The 22,848-nt window shown below is 33.9% G+C and carries 19 protein-coding genes; 9 read left to right on the forward strand and 10 right to left on the reverse strand.

Annotated features, from left to right (window positions below):
• Nucleotides 1-525: 525 nt before the first annotated feature.
• Entirely contained in the window at nucleotides 526-1,971 is a 1,446-nt protein-coding gene (locus BM350_RS08895; protein ID WP_090917638.1) for a DEAD/DEAH box helicase, read from the reverse strand.
• Nucleotides 1,972-2,292: 321 nt separating this feature from the next.
• Between BM350_RS08895 and rluF the strand changes: the two genes are divergently transcribed.
• Entirely contained in the window at nucleotides 2,293-3,009 is a 717-nt protein-coding gene (rluF, locus tag BM350_RS08900) for a 23S rRNA pseudouridine(2604) synthase RluF (protein WP_170857673.1), read from the forward strand.
• Between the two features lie 71 nt (nucleotides 3,010-3,080).
• Here the strand turns inward: rluF and BM350_RS08905 are convergent, their stop codons facing one another.
• A complete protein-coding gene (locus tag BM350_RS08905) occupies nucleotides 3,081-3,959 on the reverse strand; it encodes a radical SAM/SPASM domain-containing protein (RefSeq protein WP_090917642.1) in 879 nt (292 codons plus the stop codon).
• Nucleotides 3,960-4,471: 512 nt separating this feature from the next.
• Here BM350_RS08905 and BM350_RS08910 point away from each other — a divergent pair.
• Complete coding sequence (locus BM350_RS08910; protein ID WP_090917644.1) at nucleotides 4,472-5,215, forward strand: GntR family transcriptional regulator; 744 nt, start codon at nucleotides 4,472-4,474, stop codon at nucleotides 5,213-5,215.
• Between the two features lie 584 nt (nucleotides 5,216-5,799).
• Here BM350_RS08910 and BM350_RS08915 read toward each other — a convergent pair.
• From BM350_RS08915 to dhaK, 6 genes are all read right to left on the reverse strand, one after another.
• Nucleotides 5,800-6,426, reverse strand: a complete 627-nt coding sequence (locus BM350_RS08915; RefSeq protein WP_211482625.1) for a hypothetical protein — start codon at nucleotides 6,424-6,426, stop codon at nucleotides 5,800-5,802.
• Nucleotides 6,427-6,596: 170 nt separating this feature from the next.
• Complete coding sequence (locus BM350_RS08920; protein ID WP_090917645.1) at nucleotides 6,597-7,124, reverse strand: DUF6886 family protein; 528 nt, start codon at nucleotides 7,122-7,124, stop codon at nucleotides 6,597-6,599.
• Between the two features lie 28 nt (nucleotides 7,125-7,152).
• Nucleotides 7,153-7,914, reverse strand: coding sequence for a class I SAM-dependent methyltransferase (locus BM350_RS08925; RefSeq protein ID WP_090917647.1), 762 nt, complete (start codon nucleotides 7,912-7,914; stop codon nucleotides 7,153-7,155).
• 362 nt (nucleotides 7,915-8,276) lie between these two features.
• Nucleotides 8,277-8,924 carry a hypothetical protein gene (locus BM350_RS08930; protein WP_090917650.1) on the reverse strand — a complete coding sequence of 216 codons (648 nt, stop codon included), beginning with the start codon at nucleotides 8,922-8,924 and terminating at the stop codon, nucleotides 8,277-8,279.
• 232 nt (nucleotides 8,925-9,156) lie between these two features.
• Entirely contained in the window at nucleotides 9,157-10,809 is a 1,653-nt protein-coding gene (locus tag BM350_RS08935; protein ID WP_090917652.1) for a pyridoxal phosphate-dependent decarboxylase family protein, read from the reverse strand.
• A gap of 631 nt (nucleotides 10,810-11,440) precedes the next feature.
• Entirely contained in the window at nucleotides 11,441-13,198 is a 1,758-nt protein-coding gene (dhaK, locus tag BM350_RS08940; protein ID WP_090917654.1) for a dihydroxyacetone kinase subunit DhaK, read from the reverse strand.
• A 277-nt stretch (nucleotides 13,199-13,475) separates the two neighbouring features.
• On the opposite strand from dhaK, the gene dhaS reads away from it, so the two are divergent.
• The 3 genes from dhaS to BM350_RS08955 all read left to right on the forward strand — a co-directional run bounded on the left by dhaS (nucleotide 13,476) and on the right by BM350_RS08955 (nucleotide 16,759).
• On the forward strand, nucleotides 13,476-14,045 hold the full coding sequence (gene dhaS / locus BM350_RS08945; RefSeq protein ID WP_090917656.1) for a dihydroxyacetone kinase transcriptional activator DhaS: 570 nt from the start codon (nucleotides 13,476-13,478) through the stop codon (nucleotides 14,043-14,045).
• 15 nt (nucleotides 14,046-14,060) lie between these two features.
• Entirely contained in the window at nucleotides 14,061-15,059 is a 999-nt protein-coding gene (dhaQ, locus tag BM350_RS08950) for a DhaKLM operon coactivator DhaQ (RefSeq protein WP_090917659.1), read from the forward strand.
• Nucleotides 15,060-15,409: 350 nt separating this feature from the next.
• Nucleotides 15,410-16,759 (forward strand): erythromycin esterase family protein, encoded by a 1,350-nt coding sequence (locus tag BM350_RS08955; protein WP_090917661.1) that lies wholly within the window; start codon nucleotides 15,410-15,412, stop codon nucleotides 16,757-16,759.
• 429 nt (nucleotides 16,760-17,188) lie between these two features.
• Here BM350_RS08955 and BM350_RS08960 read toward each other — a convergent pair whose 3' ends face one another.
• Complete coding sequence (locus tag BM350_RS08960; protein WP_090917663.1) at nucleotides 17,189-17,890, reverse strand: hypothetical protein; 702 nt, start codon at nucleotides 17,888-17,890, stop codon at nucleotides 17,189-17,191.
• 557 nt (nucleotides 17,891-18,447) lie between these two features.
• On the opposite strand from BM350_RS08960, the gene BM350_RS08970 reads away from it, so the two are divergent.
• The 3 genes from BM350_RS08970 (at nucleotide 18,448) to BM350_RS08980 (ending at nucleotide 21,500) form a co-directional block, all read left to right on the forward strand.
• On the forward strand, nucleotides 18,448-18,852 hold the full coding sequence (locus BM350_RS08970) for a permease (RefSeq protein ID WP_244547959.1): 405 nt from the start codon (nucleotides 18,448-18,450) through the stop codon (nucleotides 18,850-18,852).
• A 260-nt stretch (nucleotides 18,853-19,112) separates the two neighbouring features.
• Nucleotides 19,113-19,436, forward strand: a complete 324-nt coding sequence (locus tag BM350_RS08975) for a YfjL-like protein (RefSeq protein WP_090917667.1) — start codon at nucleotides 19,113-19,115, stop codon at nucleotides 19,434-19,436.
• A 675-nt stretch (nucleotides 19,437-20,111) separates the two neighbouring features.
• On the forward strand, nucleotides 20,112-21,500 hold the full coding sequence (locus tag BM350_RS08980; protein WP_090917669.1) for an MFS transporter: 1,389 nt from the start codon (nucleotides 20,112-20,114) through the stop codon (nucleotides 21,498-21,500).
• Between the two features lie 70 nt (nucleotides 21,501-21,570).
• On the opposite strand, the gene BM350_RS08985 is transcribed toward BM350_RS08980, so the two are convergent.
• Nucleotides 21,571-21,834, reverse strand: coding sequence for an RNA-binding protein (locus tag BM350_RS08985; RefSeq protein WP_139207715.1), 264 nt, complete (start codon nucleotides 21,832-21,834; stop codon nucleotides 21,571-21,573).
• Between the two features lie 116 nt (nucleotides 21,835-21,950).
• Here BM350_RS08985 and BM350_RS08990 point away from each other — a divergent pair, with 116 nt between their 5' ends.
• On the forward strand, nucleotides 21,951-22,763 hold the full coding sequence (locus BM350_RS08990) for an alpha/beta fold hydrolase (RefSeq protein WP_090917673.1): 813 nt from the start codon (nucleotides 21,951-21,953) through the stop codon (nucleotides 22,761-22,763).
• The last annotated feature ends 85 nt before the right edge of the window (nucleotides 22,764-22,848 follow it).

Consider the following 22,848-nt stretch of genomic DNA (forward strand, 5'->3'; position numbering starts at 1 on the left):
AATTATAAGGATTCTATAAGGAAAGTAAAAAGACATAGCTATCTATAGCTATGTCTAAAAGTGCTCCTAAAAGCGATATTGATTTTATCCCGCTATTTGTGGGCAGTAAAACCCCCACCTCAAGGTTGAGAGAGAAGCGAAGAAGATAGGTGGGGGATAACTGCCCGTAAAAGCCCGATTGGTTCAACTAACCATCAGTGGGGGATGAAGAAAAACCCCACTGATGGAAATTTCACTTTATTGCTTTACGCACATAGAAAAGAGACTGTCGCAAGTCTTTCGCTACAGTCCCCATTCATCTTTTAATTAATTACTATATAATTTTATTTCTGAAGCTGAAGTAAATCCACCGTATTGCAACTAAATGAAATTAAGAAAGGATCGGGAGTCATAACAAAAAATGTTGCAATGGCTCTTTCCTTTTTTCGAATTCATTGTCTTCTAATTCATTATTTACCTTTGCTTCTATACATGATTTCCTTATTTTTCACAAAAAACTATCCACCCATTAGAGTGGATAGTTTTTTACTTAATAGCTTCATGAACCTTTAACTGCTTACCTTTTATCGTTTTGTTTTTCATTGCTTTTAAAACAAGTGGTCCTTTTCCGTTTAATATATCAACATAGGAAACATTATCTTGGATCGTAATAATCCCTATATCATCCGCTGTGACACCTGGGATTTTGGCAATTGTACCAACGAAATCCACTGCTCGGATTTTCTTTTTCTTCCCGCCATTAAAGTAAAGCTTCATGATTCCCTTATTTAATCCCACACTTTTATCTTTCTTTATGATTGGTTTAGCATTTATTTTTTCCTCAAATGCTATCTTTCCTTTTGTAATATCCTCTTTTGATGGAGCATCCATTTGCGGAATTTCAAAGCCAATATATTCTTCGATTTCTGCTAAAAATCTTTCTTCATACGGGGTTACAAATGTAATTGCTTTTCCGCTATTACCAGCACGTCCCGTTCTTCCTGTACGGTGTACATAACTTTCTTTTTCTAATGGAATATCGTAATTAATAACGTGGGTAATATTCTCAATATCAATTCCTCTTGCTGCTACGTCTGTCGCTACTAAATAACGGAATTTCCCTCTTTTAAAATCATTCATTACTGCAAACCGGTCTTCTTGCACCATACCGCCATGAATTTTATCACAAGGATAGCCAGAACGTTTTAACTGTCTAAATACATCATCTACATTTTCTTGCGTACGGCAGAAAATAATGCAACTATCTGGATTTTCAATCGTTGTTATATCTTTCAGAAGAGAGAACTTCTCTTCCTCCCTCACTTCTAAAAGACTATGTTCAATTTTATCTGTCGTAATGCCAGATGCTTTAATCTCGATGTTGATTGGTGATTCCATATATGTACGAGATAAATTTTCAACATCTGCTGGTAATGTCGCAGAAAAGAGCATCGTCATTCGGTTTGTAGGTAGTTCGTCAATAATGGCTTCTACTTGATCGATAAAGCCCATATTTAACATCTCATCTGCCTCATCAATCACCAAGTATTTCAGACGCTCTAACGAAAAAGTCCCTTTTTCAATATGATCTAATACACGACCTGGAGTGCCGACAACAATATGTGTCTTTTGCTTCAGTTCTAATTTTTGACGTGCAAATGGGGATTTTCCGTAAACCGCAGTTGCTTTAATACGCTTAAATCTTCCTATATTCGTAATATCTTCTTTTACCTGCGCAGCAAGTTCTCTTGTTGGTGTAAGAATTAACGCCTGCGGTTTATTTTCTTCCCATTCAACCATTTCACAAAGCGGAATCCCAAAAGAAGCTGTCTTACCGCTTCCTGTTTGTGACTTTACAACAAGATCTTTCTTTTCTAATGCAATTGGGATGACTTTCTCTTGCACTTCTGTTGGCTTTTCATATTGTAAGCTAGCAAGTGCTCTTACAATTTCTTTACTCAATGCGTAATCGTTAAAACTTTGTGGACTCATGTACTAACCTCATTTTGTTATATATTCTTGTATGTATTTTTCACCATTGTATGAATACCATATGCATAATTCCTGCTAAACCTGTTTTCAAGCCTTCAGAAAATACATCAATGTAGAGTATTAATAAGTATACGTCATTTCCAACACATATGCCTACAAAATCTAACACATCTTTTTCTGAACAAAGTTGTCTCTCAATAAAAACACATTCCATATATTTTTTGTTGTTTTTTCCGCTATTCTGTAATTTATTATGCTTGTCCCCTTGAAAATCAAATGCGAATCCAATATTCTTATACTATTAATTCTCTACTTAAGGTTGTGTTTAACATGCGTATTAATAAGTTCATTAGTGAATCTGGACAAGCATCGAGACGCGGTGCAGATAAATTAGTCACTGAAGGAAGAGTCACGATAAATGGAAAGGTTGCGAAAATAGGCAGCCAAGTCGAGCCAGGGGATGATGTTCGTGTAAACGGTAACCAAATACGAATGGCAAGTAATTATGTTTATATTGCCTTAAATAAACCCGTTGGTATTACAAGTACAACAGAAAAAAATGTTAAGGGTAACATTGTTGATTTAGTCAATCACCCATTAAGAATTTTTAATATTGGGCGACTAGATAAAGATTCAGATGGCTTAATACTCCTTACGAACGATGGAGATATAGTCAATGAAATTTTACGTGCTGAAAATAAGCATGAGAAAGAATACATTGTTACAGTAGACAAGCCGATTACTCCTGAATTTTTAAAACGAATGGCTGAAGGTGTAAAAATTTTAGGTACGAAAACGCTGCCTTGTAAGGTGGAACAACTTTCCAAATATGTTTTTCAAATCACTTTAACACAAGGACTAAATCGCCAAATTCGTCGCATGTGTGAAGCGCTTGGCTACGATGTGTATAGACTACAGCGGACTCGAATTATGAATATTCATTTAGGTAATCTACCCGTTGGACAATGGAGAGACTTATCTAAAAAAGAGCGTAATCGATTATTCCAAGACTTGAACTATGAGCCAAAGGAATGGTAAAAAAAGATAGACCAAAACAGGAAGAAACTGTTTTGGTCCATTTTTTACTGTACTATTTTACGTTTCCCTATCTATTTCCCAAATCGTTTGCGATATCCGCATTTTCTGCATAGTTCCTCTACTGCTTCTCTTCGTGAAAATCCATCTACTAGATTTGTCGCTCGTTCCCCTTCGATAATATCAGAAAATGAGGCATCGTTAATATTTCCAAGATTGATAATGCCCTCACCATCTAAACAACAAGGAATAACCGTTCCGTTCGCTAAAATACCTGCTTGATTTCGAAGGCCATAACAGAAGCCCTTTCCATCATCCTCTTCTTCATGCAGTGCAGGCCACTGGAATTCGTAATCTTGATTGATGAAAATACGATCAGCAATTTTCACGCCACTTCCTGGTGTGACCTTCTCTTCAATTTTGTATGGTAAATCAAATTCTTTCTCAATAATTTCCAATAACTGTCTGTTTCGTTGTATTTCAACATTCGTCTTATTGTCTTGCGTGAGATTCCATAGTCTCAGCGAAACAATCATTTCCGACTGACTTGTCGCTTCTTTAATAAAGGAAAGTATGCTCCTCACATATCCTTCCTTATCTTTAGAGCCCTCATGACCATCAAAGCTATGAAGTGAAAAATTCATCTGTCTGAGTGCAGGTTTATTTAATAATTTGTCTCTCTTTTTATTAATTAATGTTCCGTTTGTTGTAATGTTGACTTTAAACCCTTTTTCATGACTGATATCTAACAATTGACCTATTTTAGGGTGAAGCAAAGGCTCACCTTTTACATGTAAATAAATGTAGTCTGTGTGAGGTTTAATTTGATCTAATCTCTTAGCAAAATCCTCCACAGAAAGAAATTGCTTCTGCCGTTCTGTTGGCGGACAAAAGCTGCATGCGAGGTTACATACACTCGTAATCTCTAAATAAAACTTCTTAAACTTTTTCAATCTCGATTCCTCACTTCTTTGACTACTTATATAAATATAAATTAAAAAATCAACATAAAGCCACTTTTTTTAGGGGGGCGAGAGCATCTGGCTATGCATAGAAGCGGTCAGGGCCTTTTCCTGCCACATGCAATGTTTCAAACAAAGGGAGAAAGCAAGTGCATATCATGTTTTGTTGTGCATAGCAGCGACTTGTATGTTGATAAATCAAAATCGATTTATATAGAACAGAATGAACGATTGTTCTCTCACTATTACAGCATAATTTTTCATAAATGAAAATATGCTTATTCAAGGAAACTACTGTTACTATTTTCTTTGTTTAGAAGACCATGCTGTTTTTTGTACAGTGCGCAATACCCTTCTTCTTCAGTTTGAGTGACAAATGCACATAGTGCCAATTATAATGATTTTTTGAAAGCGTATTAATTTCCACAAAAAAGTGAGTTACAATAGAATAAAGAAACGGAATGTATAGTCATGAAATTGAAAAGCTATAGGGGTATAAGAAAATGAAAAATAAGCTTCATGAACTTAATAAACAAAAAAAACCGTTATTCGTCACTGTGTATGACCAATTGTATAAATTAATCATGGATGGAACCTTCCCACCGGACAGTCAACTTCCAACAGAACCCGAATTGGCCAAAATATTTGGTGTAAGCAGAATGACATTACGGCATGCTTTAGCACTTTTGCAGGAAGATGGATTGGTGAAAAATATCCATGGAAAAGGAAATTTCATTACATACTTTCACCATAATGAAAGTATGGACGGCTTGGAGAAGTTAGGGAATCCCTTATATAAATGCTATACCGAAACAATAGATGATATCGAACTTACTTTCCGAATTGATCTAGTAACAGACTATGCTATGCAAGTACTAAATCAAAAAATGACTGCAGTGGTTGCATTGGAACGCTGGTATAAAAGTAACGATAAGATCGTAGCTTTTGCTTTTACGATGATGCCAATAGAAGCTGTTTCCAAGTTAAATCTTGACTTACAAAACGAAAAACAACTATTGGAAATGTTAGAGGAGAAAATATATGAACTAGCTAATTCCTCTACCATTGAAATTAAACGTTCTCATTCCGTCAATACTCCATCATCATTAAAATATCAACTTTTCCACGGAGACGAATGTGATTTGATTTTAGAAAGTATATATATTAGCAATAAATATCCCGTGATTTATAATAAATATTATATACCGGTAGAATTTAGCCAGATTAGGATTAAAACATCTAAGTAACCGGATAAAAAAACGCATTTGCTCTTAAAAATCCTTTTCTTTTTAGATGGGCAAGAGCACCTGGCCATGCATAGGAGCGGTCGGAGCCTTTTCCTGCCACGGGCAATGGTTAAAACAAAGGGAGACAACGAGTGCAGGATACTTTTTCTCCATAGCAGCGACTTATAAAGAAAAGCAGAGCCGACTGGCTTAGGAGGCAGAGCTAGACAAAGATGCCGAAAAATAAATAAACAAATTGAAAGAGCAAGTTTTGAAAAAAGATTGATCAAAACTTGCTCTAAATATATAATTATGAATTTACTTTTTCTAAAAAAATTTAATTATTTTCTATATATACAAGTTAAGAACCCGACATAAAAAACCTTTCTTTTTAGGGGGACGAGAGCATCTGGCCGCACATGGAAACGCTCAGGGCCTTTTCCTACCACATGCAAGGTTTAAAACAAAAGGAGAAAGCCAGTAGCAGTCATGTTGTATTCTGCATAGTAACGACTTAGATAGCGAAAAATGAAAATGGATTTATATATACTGTTTACATGAATAAAACACCCTATTAGTTACATAAGGAAACTAAAAAATACTTGTTAAGTTGCTGACAACTCTTTGATACATTCTTCTCTAACTTTCCATAAACTATCCAAATCGAATTTTTGATTTAATTTATATTTTTCTAACCATATTGGTATGTAAGAACGGTGAAAATCAGTTTTGAAATTCCCAATCTGATAAGGTTCTATTTGTTTTTCTATTAAAAATTCTTCAATAGGCTCCCCATTCACATTAATTCTAGTGAAATCAAATCTTTCATTTTTATACTTTAAATAACAATGTGCTTCTGGGATAGAGTTTAAGCCGTGCATTCTCAAAACATTTCCAACACCTGGTGTGTTATTTTCGTTCATTTCATAAATTCCTGTAATTAATTTTATTTCTTCCACCCCTTGTTCTTTACATAACGCAGAAAGTAAAGCATGTTTCGTACTACAAGTTCCCTTTCCTTCGCTCATTACTAATTCATAATCGGACCGATTAGAATTCCTCCCATAGGGCAATTCGCCAACAAACTTTAACGCTGCATAAAAATCATATATCCTTAATTTAATAAAACATTCCGATACCTTACCACGTTCTTTAATAATGAAATTCGGCAATGAATAATTAGTCATATATGCCCTCCATTTCCTTTTATCAACATTCTTTTCTATTAACATCAACAAATCCCCTTTTTTCAATGGTCCTGCTTCTTTCATTTAATAATGAAAAATACTTCTCAAACTCTCACATCAAAGCAAAAGAATACATTTTGAAAAGATTACTCAAAATGTATTCTCTTATTCGAAATCTAAATTTAGTTTTTAAAAAAGGGGGCCCCGATAAAAAATTATCCCTCAAATCTCGGCTGCGCAAAACCCATTCTACACATTGACCAATTCAATGTTGTTTTTTGAATTTCATCAAAAATATCCCACAAGTTATTTACTAAACGTAATTCAACATTACGCTTAAATAGCTCTTCAAATAAATCAACTACTTCCAATTTGGCAATTGGAATTTGCGATGTTTCACTTACATAATAACCAGCGTTCTCATCTTGCAGTGTGAACTGCTTTGTATCAAATTCATACAAGTATAATTTCGTATTTTTCATCGTTTCAAACCATCTGTTTTCTATAACGACTACATGTGAACATGACTTTGATGATATATATGTTTGCTTGTCGATTTCAGATGTATTTGGGCCAACATGATAGCAAACACGTGGACAATTTCTAGGCGTTAAAAAGTTAGGTAAGCATTGATCATTTATTGCCCATACAAGCCCTTTTGTTGGATCTAAGTCCTCTCGAGTAGGTATTCGGGGATAAAACACTTGAATATGATTCTCCTCACTTACATGGAATATCCGCACACGTTTCCCTCCTTATCATGCATGGTCCTTATTTTCTTAATTTAAATACGATGAAATCCGCACAGTGTAGATCCTCTTCAAATTGCGGATACTTTTTTAGCATTTCTACAGAAGGCATCGGTTCGATAACATCTATCAAGGTAAATCCTACTCGGTGAATCGCTTTAAAATAGCTCGTCAATGTACGATGATAAAATACAACTTTTTCATCAGAATCTATCGGAAACCGTTGATCATATACCCCTTCATAGAAATAACGCTGAACCTTCCAATATTGTTGATCGACTTGTCCACGCCCTATCCATCCACTATTTGGCGTGATAAAACAAGGATGAAGAATAGAGAAAATAAACGTACCCCCTTGCTTTAAAAGCCTGTACATCTCGCTTAATGCTGCCTCATAATTTTCTAAATCTTGAATGACCATATTAGAAACGATCATATCGTACTGTGCGTCTGCTAAAAAATCGAGCTTCTCACAATTTCCTTGTTTATATTCGATTGCTTCATCACTTTTCGTTCTTTGTTTAGCAATTTCAATCATCTTTCCCGCATAATCAACAGCTGTTACAGTAGCCCCTTGTTTGGCTAAGATTCTACTTAAATAGCCTTCTCCACATCCAGCATCTAAAAGTTTTTTTCCTTTAACATCTTCTATTAACGAAAAAATCGCAGGATTCAACAATACCTCTCTATGAATACCACCATGCTCGTCATAGCCTGCTGTAAAATGTTCAGCATGTTTGTTCCAACGCTTAATTGCTTCATCAGTCGTTATTGTTCTTCTCATCGTACGCCCTCTTTTCTATATTGTTCGTAACGTTACGTTTCTTGTGCACACTCTTATTTTTGCATTTTTATAAAAAAAGATATAGACTTATAATTCAGTTTTTTGTATCATGTAGATAGTGTCATGTCTTTTTTTATATGAAAACAAGCCAGATATCCTTAGTTGGATGTCTGGCTTTTCTAATACCGAAAAAAACGATTATCTTATTTCCACATATTCAAATCACATCTTTTATTCATACAACGAAACTTATATTTCAACGATTTCATACTTTAAGACACAATATCGAAATGAGATTTAAAGATTCAGATACAATTGAATTTGCACCTGAATCTTTCAGTATGTGTTAATCTCTATATATTTCAAATAGCCTTGATGACTATTTGCGATTGAGGTATATATAACAACTGAGCACTTAAAGTAGATGTTATGTTTGAAAATGGATACATACCTTGATAAAGAAAATCACCATATACAATTTCATTAATTTGAAAAGGTGTATATCGTTTTTTGAGTATTTGTTGAGAAATTTTATTTGTACAAGCAGCAACCATATCAAAATTTCTTTTTAGCACTATTTCTTGCACTACGTGTGAAAGAAGGGTAGTGACTACACCGTTCCCCATCCACTCTGGGTGACAAGCTCCCATATCTAGGTAAACTAAATTTTCTTTATCTAGCTGGGAGAATTCTATTGAGTTTACTTCTAATGCATCTAATAATTGAAAAATTGGTTCTATTTGAGGACATACCTCGGCTGCTTTTTCTTTATCTATGAGTGGTTGATTGGCTTTTCTTACCAAGATAACGCCTATCATTTGGAAATTTTCCATTGCTACAAATGACATAGATTGAGAAGCGGCTTGACTTACCATTTCTTCACACATTTTATTAAAAGAAGCAAAAGGAATTTGTAAACCACTCACAAGGGGTTCACTATTTGCAAAAGATTGTGCAATTAGCGCAGCTGCATCTTTAATATGTTGAGTTCCTAGCATTTCTATATTCATCTATTCTTCCTCTTTTCATAAAATAGTAAATTAAGTATGTTTGTAAAGATATTAGCAATATTTCTTAATGAAAAATGAACTATATAAATCTATTTTAATTTTTCGACATATAAGTCGCTTCTATGCATCGCCAGATGCTCTCGCCCGCCTAAAAAGAAAGGGTTTTTTATGTCGATTTTTTAATTTGTATTTATATACATCCTGAATATTAAATCAATAATATATGAACTTATTAAATACAAGCATAGATATCATTCGTTACAGTAAGAACATGCTTTTTAATAAATGCTACAACCTCATCTAAACATTCAACTGTTGTATATGGAGAGATAGAAAAAAACTTAAGAGTAGAAATTGGATTACGTTCACTTCCATTTATAACGTTAACTAAACAAGAACGAGTTGTATCGCCTAAAAAGATCTGATCTCGATTTTTTCCTAGGTGATTAAATATTTCAATATTTAATTTGTTTGTTTCCTCTATACTTTCTTGCGTTGATTTTCCTGTTCTTTCTTCGTTCCAATTCTCTTCACCATCGCCATGCATATAGAAACGAAATGTCGTAATGGGACCATATGTGTAATCATTCGTTACTGCTACTTGAGGTAAAGCTGCTCTTAATTTTTTTCTAAATAAAAGATTTACTCGAACGTAATTTGCTAATAATTTTTGATAGCCTTCAATGCCAAATGCTAATAAATTTACATACATTGGAATAGCATTGCCAGACCGTGAACATTCTAGTGTATAACCTGTATGGTAACTACCATATGATCTGTTACCAAGATAAGGTGTATCATTCTGTTCTATGTCCATAATATGCAAATCATTATGATTTTTAACAATCCAAATACTTGTAGCATAAGGGGTTTGACCTAATTTATGAAAATCAAAGCATACACTATCAGCAAGATACATGTATTGCATTTGTTCTTGTATTTGTTTTAAAGCATCTTTTACGGAAGGTTCAAACAATAATGGATTCTGTTCAAATTCATAATTATTAAAGAAACTATAGAAACCGCCCATTGCCGAATCAGCGTGAATATAAATAGAGTTTGATTTGTATTTATCTTCTATGAATTCAGCAACCTCTTTAATTTTCTTTATATTATCAATCGCAAATGTATCTGTTGTACCCATAGTAGCTAGAATATAAAGAGGGATGCCTCCTTTTTCGATAACTTCTATGATCTTTTTCTCTAAATCTTCTATATCTATAGAATTTGTATAAGGATCAGCTTTTACTTTAATTAAATTATTTGTGCCAATTCCTGTTGCCTCAGCCGATTTCAATAAACTATAATGTGCATTTTCAGAAGCAAAACAATACACATTTTGAGGAACACCTTGTTCTTTTGCTTGTGGAAAGCTTTTTGAAATAGCTAAGCGTAAGCTTGAAAATACGCAGCCTTGTCCTCCCCATGTTGTATAACCGCCACTATTATTTGGATCATAACCAATCAATTTCGAGAGCATAGACACAACTTTCACTTCTGCTTCTGCTGCTGCAGGACCATATACATCCCAAACGCCATTACCATTTAATAGTGACATGGTCAATAAACCTAGTAATGATGGAATGCTCGGAAGAGGTACAGCATTAGATAAATAATATTTATTCGGATAAGGGTGTCCGTTCATAAATTGATTTAGTTCTTCAATGACATTAGGAATACCAATACCTGTTTTAGGTATATAACTGCTATGAATTAATTCATTGTAGTATTCTACTGATTTTTCCTCAATATTTCCTAAGGTTGCCTGATTTTCATTTTTTAAATCACCAAGATTTCTAACTATTTTTTTTATGGATTCCAAAAATAGCTCTTGTGTTTTTTTATTACCATCATCGCTTGGGAATAATTCTAAAATATCTTTCATATCAGTTTATCTCCTTGTAGACAACTATTTTCGATTTCTTCATATAAAAATACTTAAATTACTTACAAGAGAATAAGGAGTTTAACAAAGTTAATAAGCGAATAAAAAGCAACGGCTTCGTTCTGTTTTTTGATCACCCTTCCAATTTCCATTATAAAATTCTACAAAAATGTAATTTCATAGAAGATTATATTTTTTATGGAATTTAAAGTAAAGGTAGAATTTTGTATTTTATGTAAAAATATGTATTTTAAATTTTAAAGGATACAGTTAATAAATCACTATCAGCATATGAATGTATTGGATTTTATAAAATTTTATACCGTATTTATTAAAGTTGATAAATAATTAACGATAAATTCTAAATTAACAAACACATATGTTTTTTATGTTAAGAAATTCGAAGATAGCTCTCTTTGTTGGTTGTTAGTCGTGGAGCGGGAGTTCATTGTATAAAGGGATTATCGTGAAGTGACAAGCGATGTAGGTGGCCTCCTATTCGACCTCTTATCCATATATTTTGCGGTACCCCATCACTATTAAGCTAACAAAATAAAACACCTCCTAAAATGGAAAAACGTTATCATTCCTAGTCACATCTAGAAAAGATAACGTTTTTAACATAGTACTATTATTTTAAACTACGGGAGAGTTCTGTAAATATAACCCCTAGAGCGTAGGCACCAGCATCCGGATACCCTAAGCTTCTTTCACCAACTGTACCAGCGCGGCCCATTCGAGCAACGATTTCTTTTGTATATTCCGCTCCCTTAACAGCAGCCGCTGCCCCTTTTTCAAAAGCAGTCTTAAAGTCCACGCCAGCTATAGCACTTTCTGACCAAGAATTTACACAAGGTACAAGCGCATCCACAAGCGTTTTATCACCTACTTCTGCTCCTCTTCCGAAAGATCGCTCACCAATGGACTGTATACCTTTAAGTGAAGCCTGCAACATTTCAGCAAACTCTCCGACTGTTAATTCCATTTTTCCTTCTACAGCCTTACCTGCAGCTCGGAAAGCGCCGCCCCAAATTGGCCCAGAAGCCCCGCCGCAATGTTCCATAATAACCATAGAACACGCATCTAGAAATGTTCCTATATTGAAACGTTCTTGAGTTAAAACCGAACTCCACTCTCGTTTTAATTGTTTGAATCCTTTCGCGACACTCATTCCGAAATCGCCATCACCTGCATGGGTATCCAATTCGCAGAAAGGCACTTCGTTCTTGATAATGACTTCGCTCATTTTATCTACAAGATAAATCATATTATCTAATGTGATGACCTCATTCTTGATGATCGCATGTTCTTCCGCTGTTTCTGCCTCAAAGAAAACTGGTTTCTCTTCCTCGTGTCCCTCAATATGAACGTATTCTACACTCTCAATTGGTCCATCTACCTTAAATGCAGGTGTATTACACTGTTTCGATAGCAATGTTTTCAGCTCATCGTCGAGTTTCATTACTGTTAGAGAAATTCCGGCCATATCAATACTAGTCATGTAATTCCCAACAAACGTTCTATTTATTCGTATATTTCTGCCGCTTAACTCCCTAGTAACCGCATTGTTAAATAGATAAAGTTCTTGTAGCGGTGTACCACCAAAGCCGTTTACTAAAACAGCAATTTCAGCATCCTCATTACCATCTAACGCTAAATCCTTCACAAGTTCATTTGTCATGCGCAAAGCCAATTCGTCTGCAGTCACAATTTTTTCCCGTTTTCTGCCTGGCTCTCCGTGAATACCAACGCCATATTCCATCTCATCTTCACCCAACTTGAAAGTAGGCGATCCACTAGCAGGAACTGTACAGGAAGTTAGTGCTAGACCAATTGTTCGAACATTTGCCGCCGCTTTTTCCGCTACAGCTTTGACCTGCATCAAATCCATACCTTCTTCTGCTGCTGCACCTGCTATTTTATGTACGAACACAACCCCTGCAACACCGCGACGTCCTACTGTATAAAGACTGTCTTCTACTGCAATGTCATCATCAACGCGGACATATTCTACTTGAATGCCATCCTCAGTAGCTAAGTGAGCTCCGTTTTTAAAATTCATGATATCTCCACTGTAATTCTTAATAATAAGCAGTGTACCTTTTTTGCTAGCTGTTGCTTTAATCGCCTGATATACCTGTATTTGCGAAGGAGAAGCAAACACATCCCCGCACACCGCAGCATCTAGCATCCCTTTCCCCACTAAGCCCGCATGTGCCGGTTCATGTCCACTACCGCCACCGCTGATTAACGTTACCTTATTCTCGTTCATTTCTTTTTTCTTCATTACCTTATACTTTTTCAAAAGCTCCAGTTCCGGATGAGCCATAACCATTCCATTGCACATCTCCATAACGAGAGTTTCAGGTTTATTTATAATTTTTTTCACTTATTACTCCTCCTCTATGCATTTTGTTATTTTCTTAAATCGTTTACCTTATTTATATACACACTTTCATAGCTTTCTTTATTCATAGAGTATTGCTGCCGCGGTACATTCCCTTCTGAATCATGATATATTTGAAAGCGTACTATTACTAACTATATTAAAATGTAAGCGCTTAATGGCGAACGGACAAAATTCACGATTTGTCTAAAGACACCCACTTCATTTATAGATAGGATGTTACTTATTAAAAACGAATAAAGTTGTAGGGAGGATTCAAATGACCTCTTCTATCATTTCAAAAAAAATTATAGCCAACTCTCTAAAACAATTAATGGAAACGAAACCTTTTCATAAAATATCTGTGAGTGATATTATGTTACATTGTCAGATGCGCAGACAAACTTTTTATTATCACTTTAAAGATAAATTTGAATTGTTGGGTTGGATTTATAAAGAAGAAACGAAAGAAAATATTATAGACTTTGTTGATTATGAAAAATGGGAGAATATTTTTGACCTATTATTTAATTACTTTCATCAAAATCAGTGCTTCTACCGAAATGCATTTAAGGTAATCGAGCAAAATTCATTTAATTACTATCTATTCGAGCATACGAAAAACTTATACATCAAAATTATTGATGAGCTATTAATTGGCTGTAACTTAGCTATTTCTGAGATGAAGAAAGATACACTGGCCTCTTTTTATAGTCATGGATTTGTTGGGACAATAAAAGACTGGATTGAAAACCATTGCGCTGTCGATCCATCTATCATGTCTTCTATGATGAAAAATATGATAAACAATCAATTAGTACTTTTACTTAAGCAATCAGCAAACAAATGATAAGGTGGAAAAACAATGAAAAAAATCATGAATGATGTTCAAAATATTGTTCAGGATATGTTACACGGTTTTTATTTTGAACATAACGATAAAATATGTTATAACGCAAAACACAACATCATTTATCAGAAAGATCTTGCCAAGACCAAGCAAAATGTTGTAATCATAAGCGGCGGCGGCAGTGGGCATGAACCAGCTGATATTGGTTATGTAGGAAAAGGAATGCTTTCAGTTGCAGTCAATGGAGAAATTTTCACTCCTCCTACACCAGAACAAATATTAGCGGCAATTCGCTCTGTACCTAAAGATAAAAGTGTCCTATTAATTATTAAAAACTTTAAAGCTGACGTAGAAAGCTTTTTAACTGCTGAAGATTTGGCAAAAAAGGAAGGAAGACTTGTTGATCATGTAATTGTGAATGACGATGTTTCCATTGAAGATGATGCTTCTTTTAATAAAAGAAGACGAGGAGTGGCCGGGACGATTTTCGTTCATAAAATACTCGGAGCAGCGGCTCTCGAAAACTATTCATTACAACAATTAACAGACATTGGTCAATCTGTCATTCGTAATCTCCATACATTAGGAGTCGCCCTCTCTCCAGCAACCAACCCAATCCAAGGCAAAGTTTCTTTTACCTTGCAAGACAATGAAGTGTTTTACGGAGTCGGCATCCACGGAGAAAAAGGGTACCGTAAAGAGATATTATGTTCTTCTGAAAAACTGGCTATTGAGCTGATGAATAAACTCAAAAGTATTTACCGCTGGAAACAAGGAGACAAGTTTGCAATCCTAATTAACGGCTTAGGTGCTACTCCATTAATGGAGCAGTATATCTTCGCAAATGACATTCGTCGTTTATGTGAACTTGAAGGACTAGATATTCGATTTGTCAAAGTCGGAACTCATCTAACATCTTTAGACATGCAAGGCACGTCATTAAGTTTACTTAAACTAGAAGATCCACTTTGGGAAAAATGGTTAAAGGCACATGTTGAAGTAGCTAGCTGGTAGCTAAAATTAGCCTCAAGTGTGAATGTATGAACACACTTGAGGCTTTGTGTATTTCGTAAACATATTGATTACTTCAACAAATTAAGTAGTAGCCGTCCTTCTTTAAATCCTATCTAACTTCCATATACTTGTAGTAGCTATATAGGATATTTCCTAGAGCTACACTCTAACGGTTCCTTTTAAGTTCACAGAATATTATAACTTAACGCAATTATCACCTTTTTTCTTGATTTTTATAAACCCTATCCTCTAGTATAAATATATAAATCTAATTATTCCCATTTTTTCAAATGAATGATAGATAATTAGATTTATGTAATAAAGTTTATAAACAATCAGGAGGGGTATATGTGTTTTCAAAATGGAAAAAAGGATTAGTAGCTACTTTATTTGCACTAACAACATTTTCGACAGTAGCATCTGCTGAAGAACTGCCTGCAGATCAACAAAAATGGCAGAATTGGGTTCGTGAACATGCGGTTAAATTACAAGAACCAACTGCTAGTTCGAATGAGGATTTATCATTTTTGAAACAAACCTTACAGGGCAAACGTATTGTTTCACTAGGTGAGTCTACTCATGGTTCAACAGAAATGAATCAATCTAAGGTTCGTATCATTAAGTATTTGCATGAAGAAATGGGTTATGATGTAATTGCATTTGAATCAGGCTTTGCGGAAGCGAATGCTGTGTATCAAAATATAGATGATTTAACAGCCGAACAAGCCATGAAGAAAGCTCTTTATGGAGTTTGGTATACTGAAGATGTAGAAGAATTATTTCAATACATAAAAGATCAAAAGGAAAAAGGAACACCTCTTATTTTAACGGGATTTGATATCAATATACCGTGGAATGCTGCTACTGCTACATTTGCAACATCTGCAAATGAATGGATTGGAAAATTGAATCCTGAAATAGGAAAATTACTTGTAGAAGCAGAAAGAGAAATCGTGAAATACCGTTCTGTCTCTTCTTATAAGGAATTTCAAGCAATGCAGGCATCCCTTTTGGACAAATACGAAAACATAAAAGAGTTTATCCAACAACATAAAAATGAATTGCAACAAGTAGCGCCTAAAGCATCCTATGATGTGACTTTTCTAGAAAAGTCAATCCAGATTCGAATCGCTGCGCTTAAAACACATATTCCAAATGAAGTGAAAGAGTCTAAAAACGTTAAGATTCCACCTGAAAAATATCCAGATGATTTCTCATATTACACTCGAGATCAAAAGATGGCACAGAATTTAGCATGGTTAAGTGAAATGCAATTTAAGAATAAAAAAATGATTGTGTGGGGACACAATTATCATATTAGAAAACAAAATTCTAAAATGATTCAAACCGTATTACCATTTCCAAATATGATGGATATGATACCACAATATTTAAAAAACCAAATGTACACAGTTGGTATATTTGCATATAGTGGTAGCAGTTTAGATTCGAATAATGATGAGATTAAAAATGTAAAGGAAAAACATCAAACAAATAGTGTCGAAGAAATTTTGAAAGCTGCGCAACATCCGCAAGTATTTGTAAATTTAAAAGGTGAAGAAAATCGTCCTGAAACTTCTTGGATGTATACGCCTATTATCGGGCAGTATTGGGGATCTTACGATGAAACCATGATTCCTAACCAACAATATGATGGAATTCTATGGCTAGAGCATATTAGCCCTTCACGAATTAAGTAAAATAAAGTGAAACTTCCGTCAATGGGGGTTTTCTTCATCCCCCACTGACGGAAAGCCCGCCCAATCGGGCTTTTACGGGCAGTTATCCCCCACCTATCTTCTTTGCTTCTCTCTGAATCTTGAGGTGGGGGTCTTACTGCCCGTTAATGCGGGACAAAAAGCGCACCAATACAATAGATGGTGCGCTTTTTGTTTTATAGTTCCTTAAGAGATATATTATTTTTTATAAAGGATATTTTTATGAAGTGATTAGGTTGCACGCATTCTGCTGAATGTGAACAAGGAAAGGCGCCTTATATGGGTTTATGTATCATACAAACTAATTAGAACTATTCCTTTTCTCTTTATCTCAAAAAATAATTATAAAAAAGATTTGATTTATTCCTTCTTATAATGCACATCCCTCAATGACTTTTGTATTTATTTCATTTATTTTTTGGAAAATAGTTGATCGAACAATAAATTTGGAACCGTTTTTTTGATCAACAATTCGGAAAGTTCAGCATTGACATCATGCAAGGTTACATAAGCAAAAAAATCTTCTGTTGTATCCAACAATGAAAATATATTTTTAAGTCTATTCACCACGTTGATCCCTATTAATATTAGATTTTCTTCAAAAAAGGATTTATGAAATGCTATCTTTCTTTGAACATCAAGTATTGGATGCTCCGTATTTATACAATAGTATGCGTTTGTGATTTCTTCTAATTGCGGAGTGATTAATTCACTGAAAAAGGTAAACGGAAATGCTGAATCATGGTACCGAACTCCATATAAACTATTAAGCTCTTCTTCTGATTCATCAGGATACCATTTATCAATTATCTTTCGGTATTCCGGTTCTGTATTTATTGATATACCACAATAGCCGCCCTCAGTATCAACGTACAATGCAATTACAAATACATCTTTATTATTTTCAGAACGAGAAAATTTTTCTATGACATTAGAACATGCTTCAAAAAGTAAATCTTCAACATACTTAAAATCCGCTAAAAATATATCTTTTTCATTTGATATATCTTCAAAACATTCAATGGTTTTTTCAGGAGTATAAACAATAAAACCTTTTTGAGTTGACTTCCAATCTCCATTAATTACTTGCTTAAGAAATACGTTATAATCCATGGTTTTACCCCTTTTTTCATCTTTATGTATTATTTAAATATAATAAAAACAAGAAAATATATAAGACGTTTCTATCCCTATCAATGAGTATGAATAAATCTCCTCTATAGTAACTGCTACCTTTCATAAAGATTTGTTATCCGACCATATAGTAAACCCTGCAAATAAAGAAGCAGTAACAATCACCTTATTATCTATTAATTCAATTTTAATGTATTCTGGATCGTCAATATCAAATAGCTCCACGTAATCACATTCTACATTCCCATATTCTTTTGTAAAATAACCACTAAAACTACTTATAAACTTTTCTTTATGTAACCTCCTTTTATATTATAGCTCGCAAGCTACTGTAAGTAATAATATGAGATGATATTCACTTCACATATAACTACCACCTCATTTAAAAACCTCTAGTGTACAATTCTTCATAAAACGAGGTATCCCTTGTCTTCAAACCTTAAAGCTACCCTACTATATCTAACATTAAGAATATATCTCATTATTGTTTAATGATATAATTATAGAAATACAATGATTATGGATGGATGATTGAAATGAAAGAGCACAAAAAGAAACGACGCAGAAAGAGACCACGTAACCGGAGAACATTTAGACAATTTTTGTCTCAATGTTGGGTGAATATCAAAAAATTTTTTAAAGCATTATTTTTTTTAGTGCTTTTATTTACATTTTTCGGAGTCTGTTGTTACATAGTGGTTGCCATATCGAATCGAGAATTTACAGTGTATCTTGCTTTAGCCTTTGTAATCAGCTTTATCTTGTCCTATATTCTGGGACATATTATAAGTAAAAAGAAGGATTTAGATTTTTCCGGTGGAGGTTCTGAAGATGCTATTATAGTTATGATACTACTTTTCATATTAATTGGCGGAATATATTTGGGAGTGAAATATATTATTCATAAAATAACCGGAAATGAAAAAGTTAAACCCTTCTAAAAAGAACTCTATGTTAATCAAGCTACTTTACGATATCATTTTTGTATTTCTTTTTTCCTCTCAATGCTTGATAGACGTAACGTGCTATCCGTTGAAAGTAGGATTCCCTATACGCTCATGAAAATAAGACATTTCAGCCATACACGACCAACATTCATTCCCCACCACCTGGACTATGCTCTGTAAATACTCGAGGAAGGGGACTTCTGTTGGCGTACTATTAAAATAAATTCATATTATTTTACGGAGGAATCACTCAAATGAATAAAAACATAACTAGAGTAGCCATTCTACTAACTTCTCTCATTGGCGTTACCGCTTTATTTCTTTACTTCACATGGAATGGTACTCCATGGAAAAAACAAACCGCGATTTCTGAATCAGAAAAGTATATTGTGAAATACTTCGATTTAGATGCGAAAGTCAAAGGCACTTCTTACAATTATAAAATGGATAGTTATGAGATCTCATTTGAAACAAATGAAGGTAAGAATTTTATTATCGAATATAAAGGACCGAACCGCTTTGACATTTCTCCAGGAGTTCAGGAGTACTTAAGTCAACACTCTAAAATTACAAAGTAATAAGGCTGAAACAAAGAAGTAAAAAAGAGCTAGCGTCATGCTAACTCTTTTTTACTTCTTTTGGTCACGCTGCTATATCTTCGTTCTCAATATTTTTAATCCCAATAGCTGCAAGCGATGTATTTTATACGAAATACATCGCTTTTTTTGTAACAAAACAGACAAATTCCGAAAGAAAGATGGGTTGTGAGCAAAGAAAGGGTATGGTATCCTTTTCATTGTTAATATGTATACAAGTTTTTAGACAACTATACAATATTGTATATCGCAAAGAGTTATTATGCACGATCATGAAAGCGGAATCAAAGAATAAGATATTTTTCGTTATTCATACAAATGCTTCCTTGTAAACATCATAAAAACAAAGTATGGTATCCTTTTCACTTTTTAGATGTATACAAGTTTTAGACAACTATACGATATTGTAAAAAATTATTATGCATGGTCATGAAAGCGGAGTCAAAATGTAAAATGTTTTCCGTCATCCATGCAAACGTTTCCTTTTCAAACGTCATAAAAAGGAAAAAACGAAGATGGGTACAACTGTGCACAAGGAAATCCCTCATATGAAACAAATGGCTTAGAAATTACTGAAGCCATTCGATCAATTGGTAGTTAGACAATCATGATTCAGGAAGACCATTCCCTGAATCACAAAAGGAGAGGAATATCGCTATGTCTACAATAAATGCAGATGTAAGCATGAAGAAAACTCAGGAGTATAGCGCTAAGAAAGCAGTACCTGTTACCTTACTGTTATTTCTATTATGTTTGGTAATTGATAATTCGTTTAAGATTATTTCTGTTGATATGGCAAAGGATTTTCACATTTCAGCGACAACAGTTAGCTGGCAAGCAACATTAGCTGGTCTTGTAATTGGAATTGGCGCAGTCGTTTACGCAGCTTTAGCGGATTCTATTAGTTTTAGAAAACTTTTTAGCGCTGGGATTATTTTAATCTGTGCTGGTTCCATCATGGGATATGTTTTTCAACACTCGTTTTTACTAGTTGTTATCTCACGAATTATTCAAACTGCCGGTTTAGCATCAGCTGAAACGTTATATGTAATCTTTGTCACAAAGCATTTACCTGCAGATGAACAAAAGAAATTTTTAGGATTAAGTACAAGTAGTTTTGCTCTTTCACAGCTTATCGGTGCATTAACTGGAGGTTATGTTTCAACATATTTCCATTGGACAACTTTATTTTTAATTTCTTTAGTAACACTTTTCACTCTTCCTTTCATTTTAAAATATATTCCTAAGGAAGAAACGGAAAACAGTCATGTAGATATATTAGGATTATTTCTAGTTGGAGCCATTTCAGCGTCCCTACTACTATATATTACAGATTTCAATTGGCTTTACCTAATCTTGTTTATTGTTGCAATTGCCTTGTTCCTTACTTATATTAGTAAGAACTCAAAAGCTTTTATCGGAATCTCATTCTTCCAAAATAAGCAGTTTATCTCATTACTTGGCGTTGCGTTTATCATTTACTCTGTACAGCTAGCATATATTTTCCTATTTCCATTCTTACTTGAAAAGATTTATGGCTTGCAGTTAGATACAATTTCACTATTATTAATTCCAGGCTATATAGCAGCGACTATCGTCGGAGCTCTTTCCGGAAAAGTTGCAAAGGTTATGGGAAGCAAACAATGTATTACACTCGCTATGTGCAGCATTATGTTAAGCTTACTATTAGGCGGATTCTTTATAAAAACTTCCGTTGTTGTATTCGTAATATCTATGGTTCTATTCTCTAGTTCATTTGCATTCATGTATGCACCATTACTTGACTCTTGCATTTGTACAATTGATAAAGAAAAAACAGGAACAGCAATCGGCTTTTACAACTTAACACTGAATGTTGCGATGTCAATCGGAATTGCCTACACAGCGGCAATGATGGACCATTCCGCAACAAAGAAAAATTTCCTAGGAATGGTAAACAATGCGGATGCTGCCATGTTTAGTAACATCCTATTCATTCTCGTACTAATTGCTCTATTCAGTTTATCTCTATACTGGGTATTAGTAGGACGAAAAGCGACAAAATAGGTTTATATACATTAAAAAAAGAATCCTAATGTTAAAACTTTAGGATTCTTTTTTTATTAGTAAGCGGCGGTTAATATTGAAATTGACCTTTTATTTTAAAAGTTGAACTGTACGTAATCGGAATTCCTTTTCGCTTTATTACTTCTTCCATTTCCTCCATTTTGCGCTGTTCCTCTGACCACTTGTCCTCTATACATTTCACCTCGATTTTTTCATTCGTATTTGTATAAAATACAAATTTAAAACCCAACTTATTTACTTTTCCAGTCTTATAAGCATCATACACTTCTACCTTTTCAATTTCTCCATAAATAAGGAACAGGTTTTTGTTCACTCTAAAATTTTGAAATATAAAATACATAAAATTTCAAAAAATATTGAAATTTATTTTTTGTAATGTATATTTTAAATATGGGGAATTTCAAAATATAACCAAAGGGAGTTTTGCTCATGGCTGTAGTAAAAACACGAAATGGAGAATTTCACTATAAGTGTTTTGGAAAAGGTGAACCCATTTTATTTCTTCACGGAAGCGGTGCGTGTTGGAAAATGTGGGAGCCGCAAATTGAATCATTTTCTAAACAATATAAAATGATCCTTATGGATTATAGGGGACATGGGGATTCTATTAAAACTTTTCCTAATAATAAGTACAGCTACGAACTAATTGTATCGGACATTGTAGCGTTTTTAGATGAATTGCATATTTCTAACCTTCATATAATAGGTGTCTCACAGGGAGCAATTCTTGGAACATTATTAGCGATTCATTATCCGTCTTATGTAAAAAAATTAGTGATTTCTAATAGCTACAGTGAATTCCCTTCCCAAGCTTCCAAATGGATATTACATCTTTCTAATTTCATTTTTAGCTTGCTACCTTATACTAAAATTATCGATATGATGATGAAAGTATATAAAAACGACGATTATACACAAAAAATTTTACGTAATTCTTTTTCGATAGATAAAAAAATGCTTCTCATGATAAAAAAAGCACCGTTTCCTACACATACTCATCTTCTTCATCAAATACAATCAGAAACTTTAATTCTTTCAGGAGCAGGGAAGGTAGTAACAGGTATAGATGAAGGGAAGGCAGCTAGAACAATTTATAATAATGTTGCTAATGGCAAACTGGCTTTATTTCAGAATGCATTTGATCCTCTAAATGTGATGAAAAAGGATATTTTCAATGAAATTGTACTTGATTTTCTTAATAATGTACCGTTTAAGAAATACAATGAAGTTACGTATGAATAATTTATAATATGATTGACATTGCTTCTTAATAATTACAATGTTTTTGAAAGGTGAATAGATGAAATATTTATGCTTATCAATAAGT

Origin of the sequence: Bacillus sp. 103mf (genome assembly GCF_900116295.1) — a bacterium.
Classification (GTDB): Bacteria; Bacillota; Bacilli; order Bacillales; family Bacillaceae_G; genus Bacillus_A; species Bacillus_A bruguierae.

Coding starts and splice junctions, on each gene's coding strand:
- BM350_RS08975 (WP_090917667.1), top strand. CDS start 19,113: ATGAATAAAAACATAACTAGAGTAGCCATTCTACTAACTTCTCTCATT.
- BM350_RS08990 (WP_090917673.1), top strand. CDS start 21,951: ATGGCTGTAGTAAAAACACGAAATGGAGAATTTCACTATAAGTGTTTT.
- BM350_RS08895 (WP_090917638.1), bottom strand. CDS start 1,971: ATGAGTCCACAAAGTTTTAACGATTACGCATTGAGTAAAGAAATTGTA.
- BM350_RS08925 (WP_090917647.1), bottom strand. CDS start 7,914: ATGAGAAGAACAATAACGACTGATGAAGCAATTAAGCGTTGGAACAAA.
- dhaQ (WP_090917659.1), top strand. CDS start 14,061: ATGAAAAAAATCATGAATGATGTTCAAAATATTGTTCAGGATATGTTA.
- BM350_RS08980 (WP_090917669.1), top strand. CDS start 20,112: ATGTCTACAATAAATGCAGATGTAAGCATGAAGAAAACTCAGGAGTAT.
- BM350_RS08930 (WP_090917650.1), bottom strand. CDS start 8,924: ATGAATATAGAAATGCTAGGAACTCAACATATTAAAGATGCAGCTGCG.
- dhaS (WP_090917656.1), top strand. CDS start 13,476: ATGACCTCTTCTATCATTTCAAAAAAAATTATAGCCAACTCTCTAAAA.
- BM350_RS08910 (WP_090917644.1), top strand. CDS start 4,472: ATGAAAAATAAGCTTCATGAACTTAATAAACAAAAAAAACCGTTATTC.
- BM350_RS08915 (WP_211482625.1), bottom strand. CDS start 6,426: ATGTTAATAGAAAAGAATGTTGATAAAAGGAAATGGAGGGCATATATG.
- BM350_RS08960 (WP_090917663.1), bottom strand. CDS start 17,890: ATGGATTATAACGTATTTCTTAAGCAAGTAATTAATGGAGATTGGAAG.
- BM350_RS08935 (WP_090917652.1), bottom strand. CDS start 10,809: ATGAAAGATATTTTAGAATTATTCCCAAGCGATGATGGTAATAAAAAA.
- BM350_RS08970 (WP_244547959.1), top strand. CDS start 18,448: ATGAAAGAGCACAAAAAGAAACGACGCAGAAAGAGACCACGTAACCGG.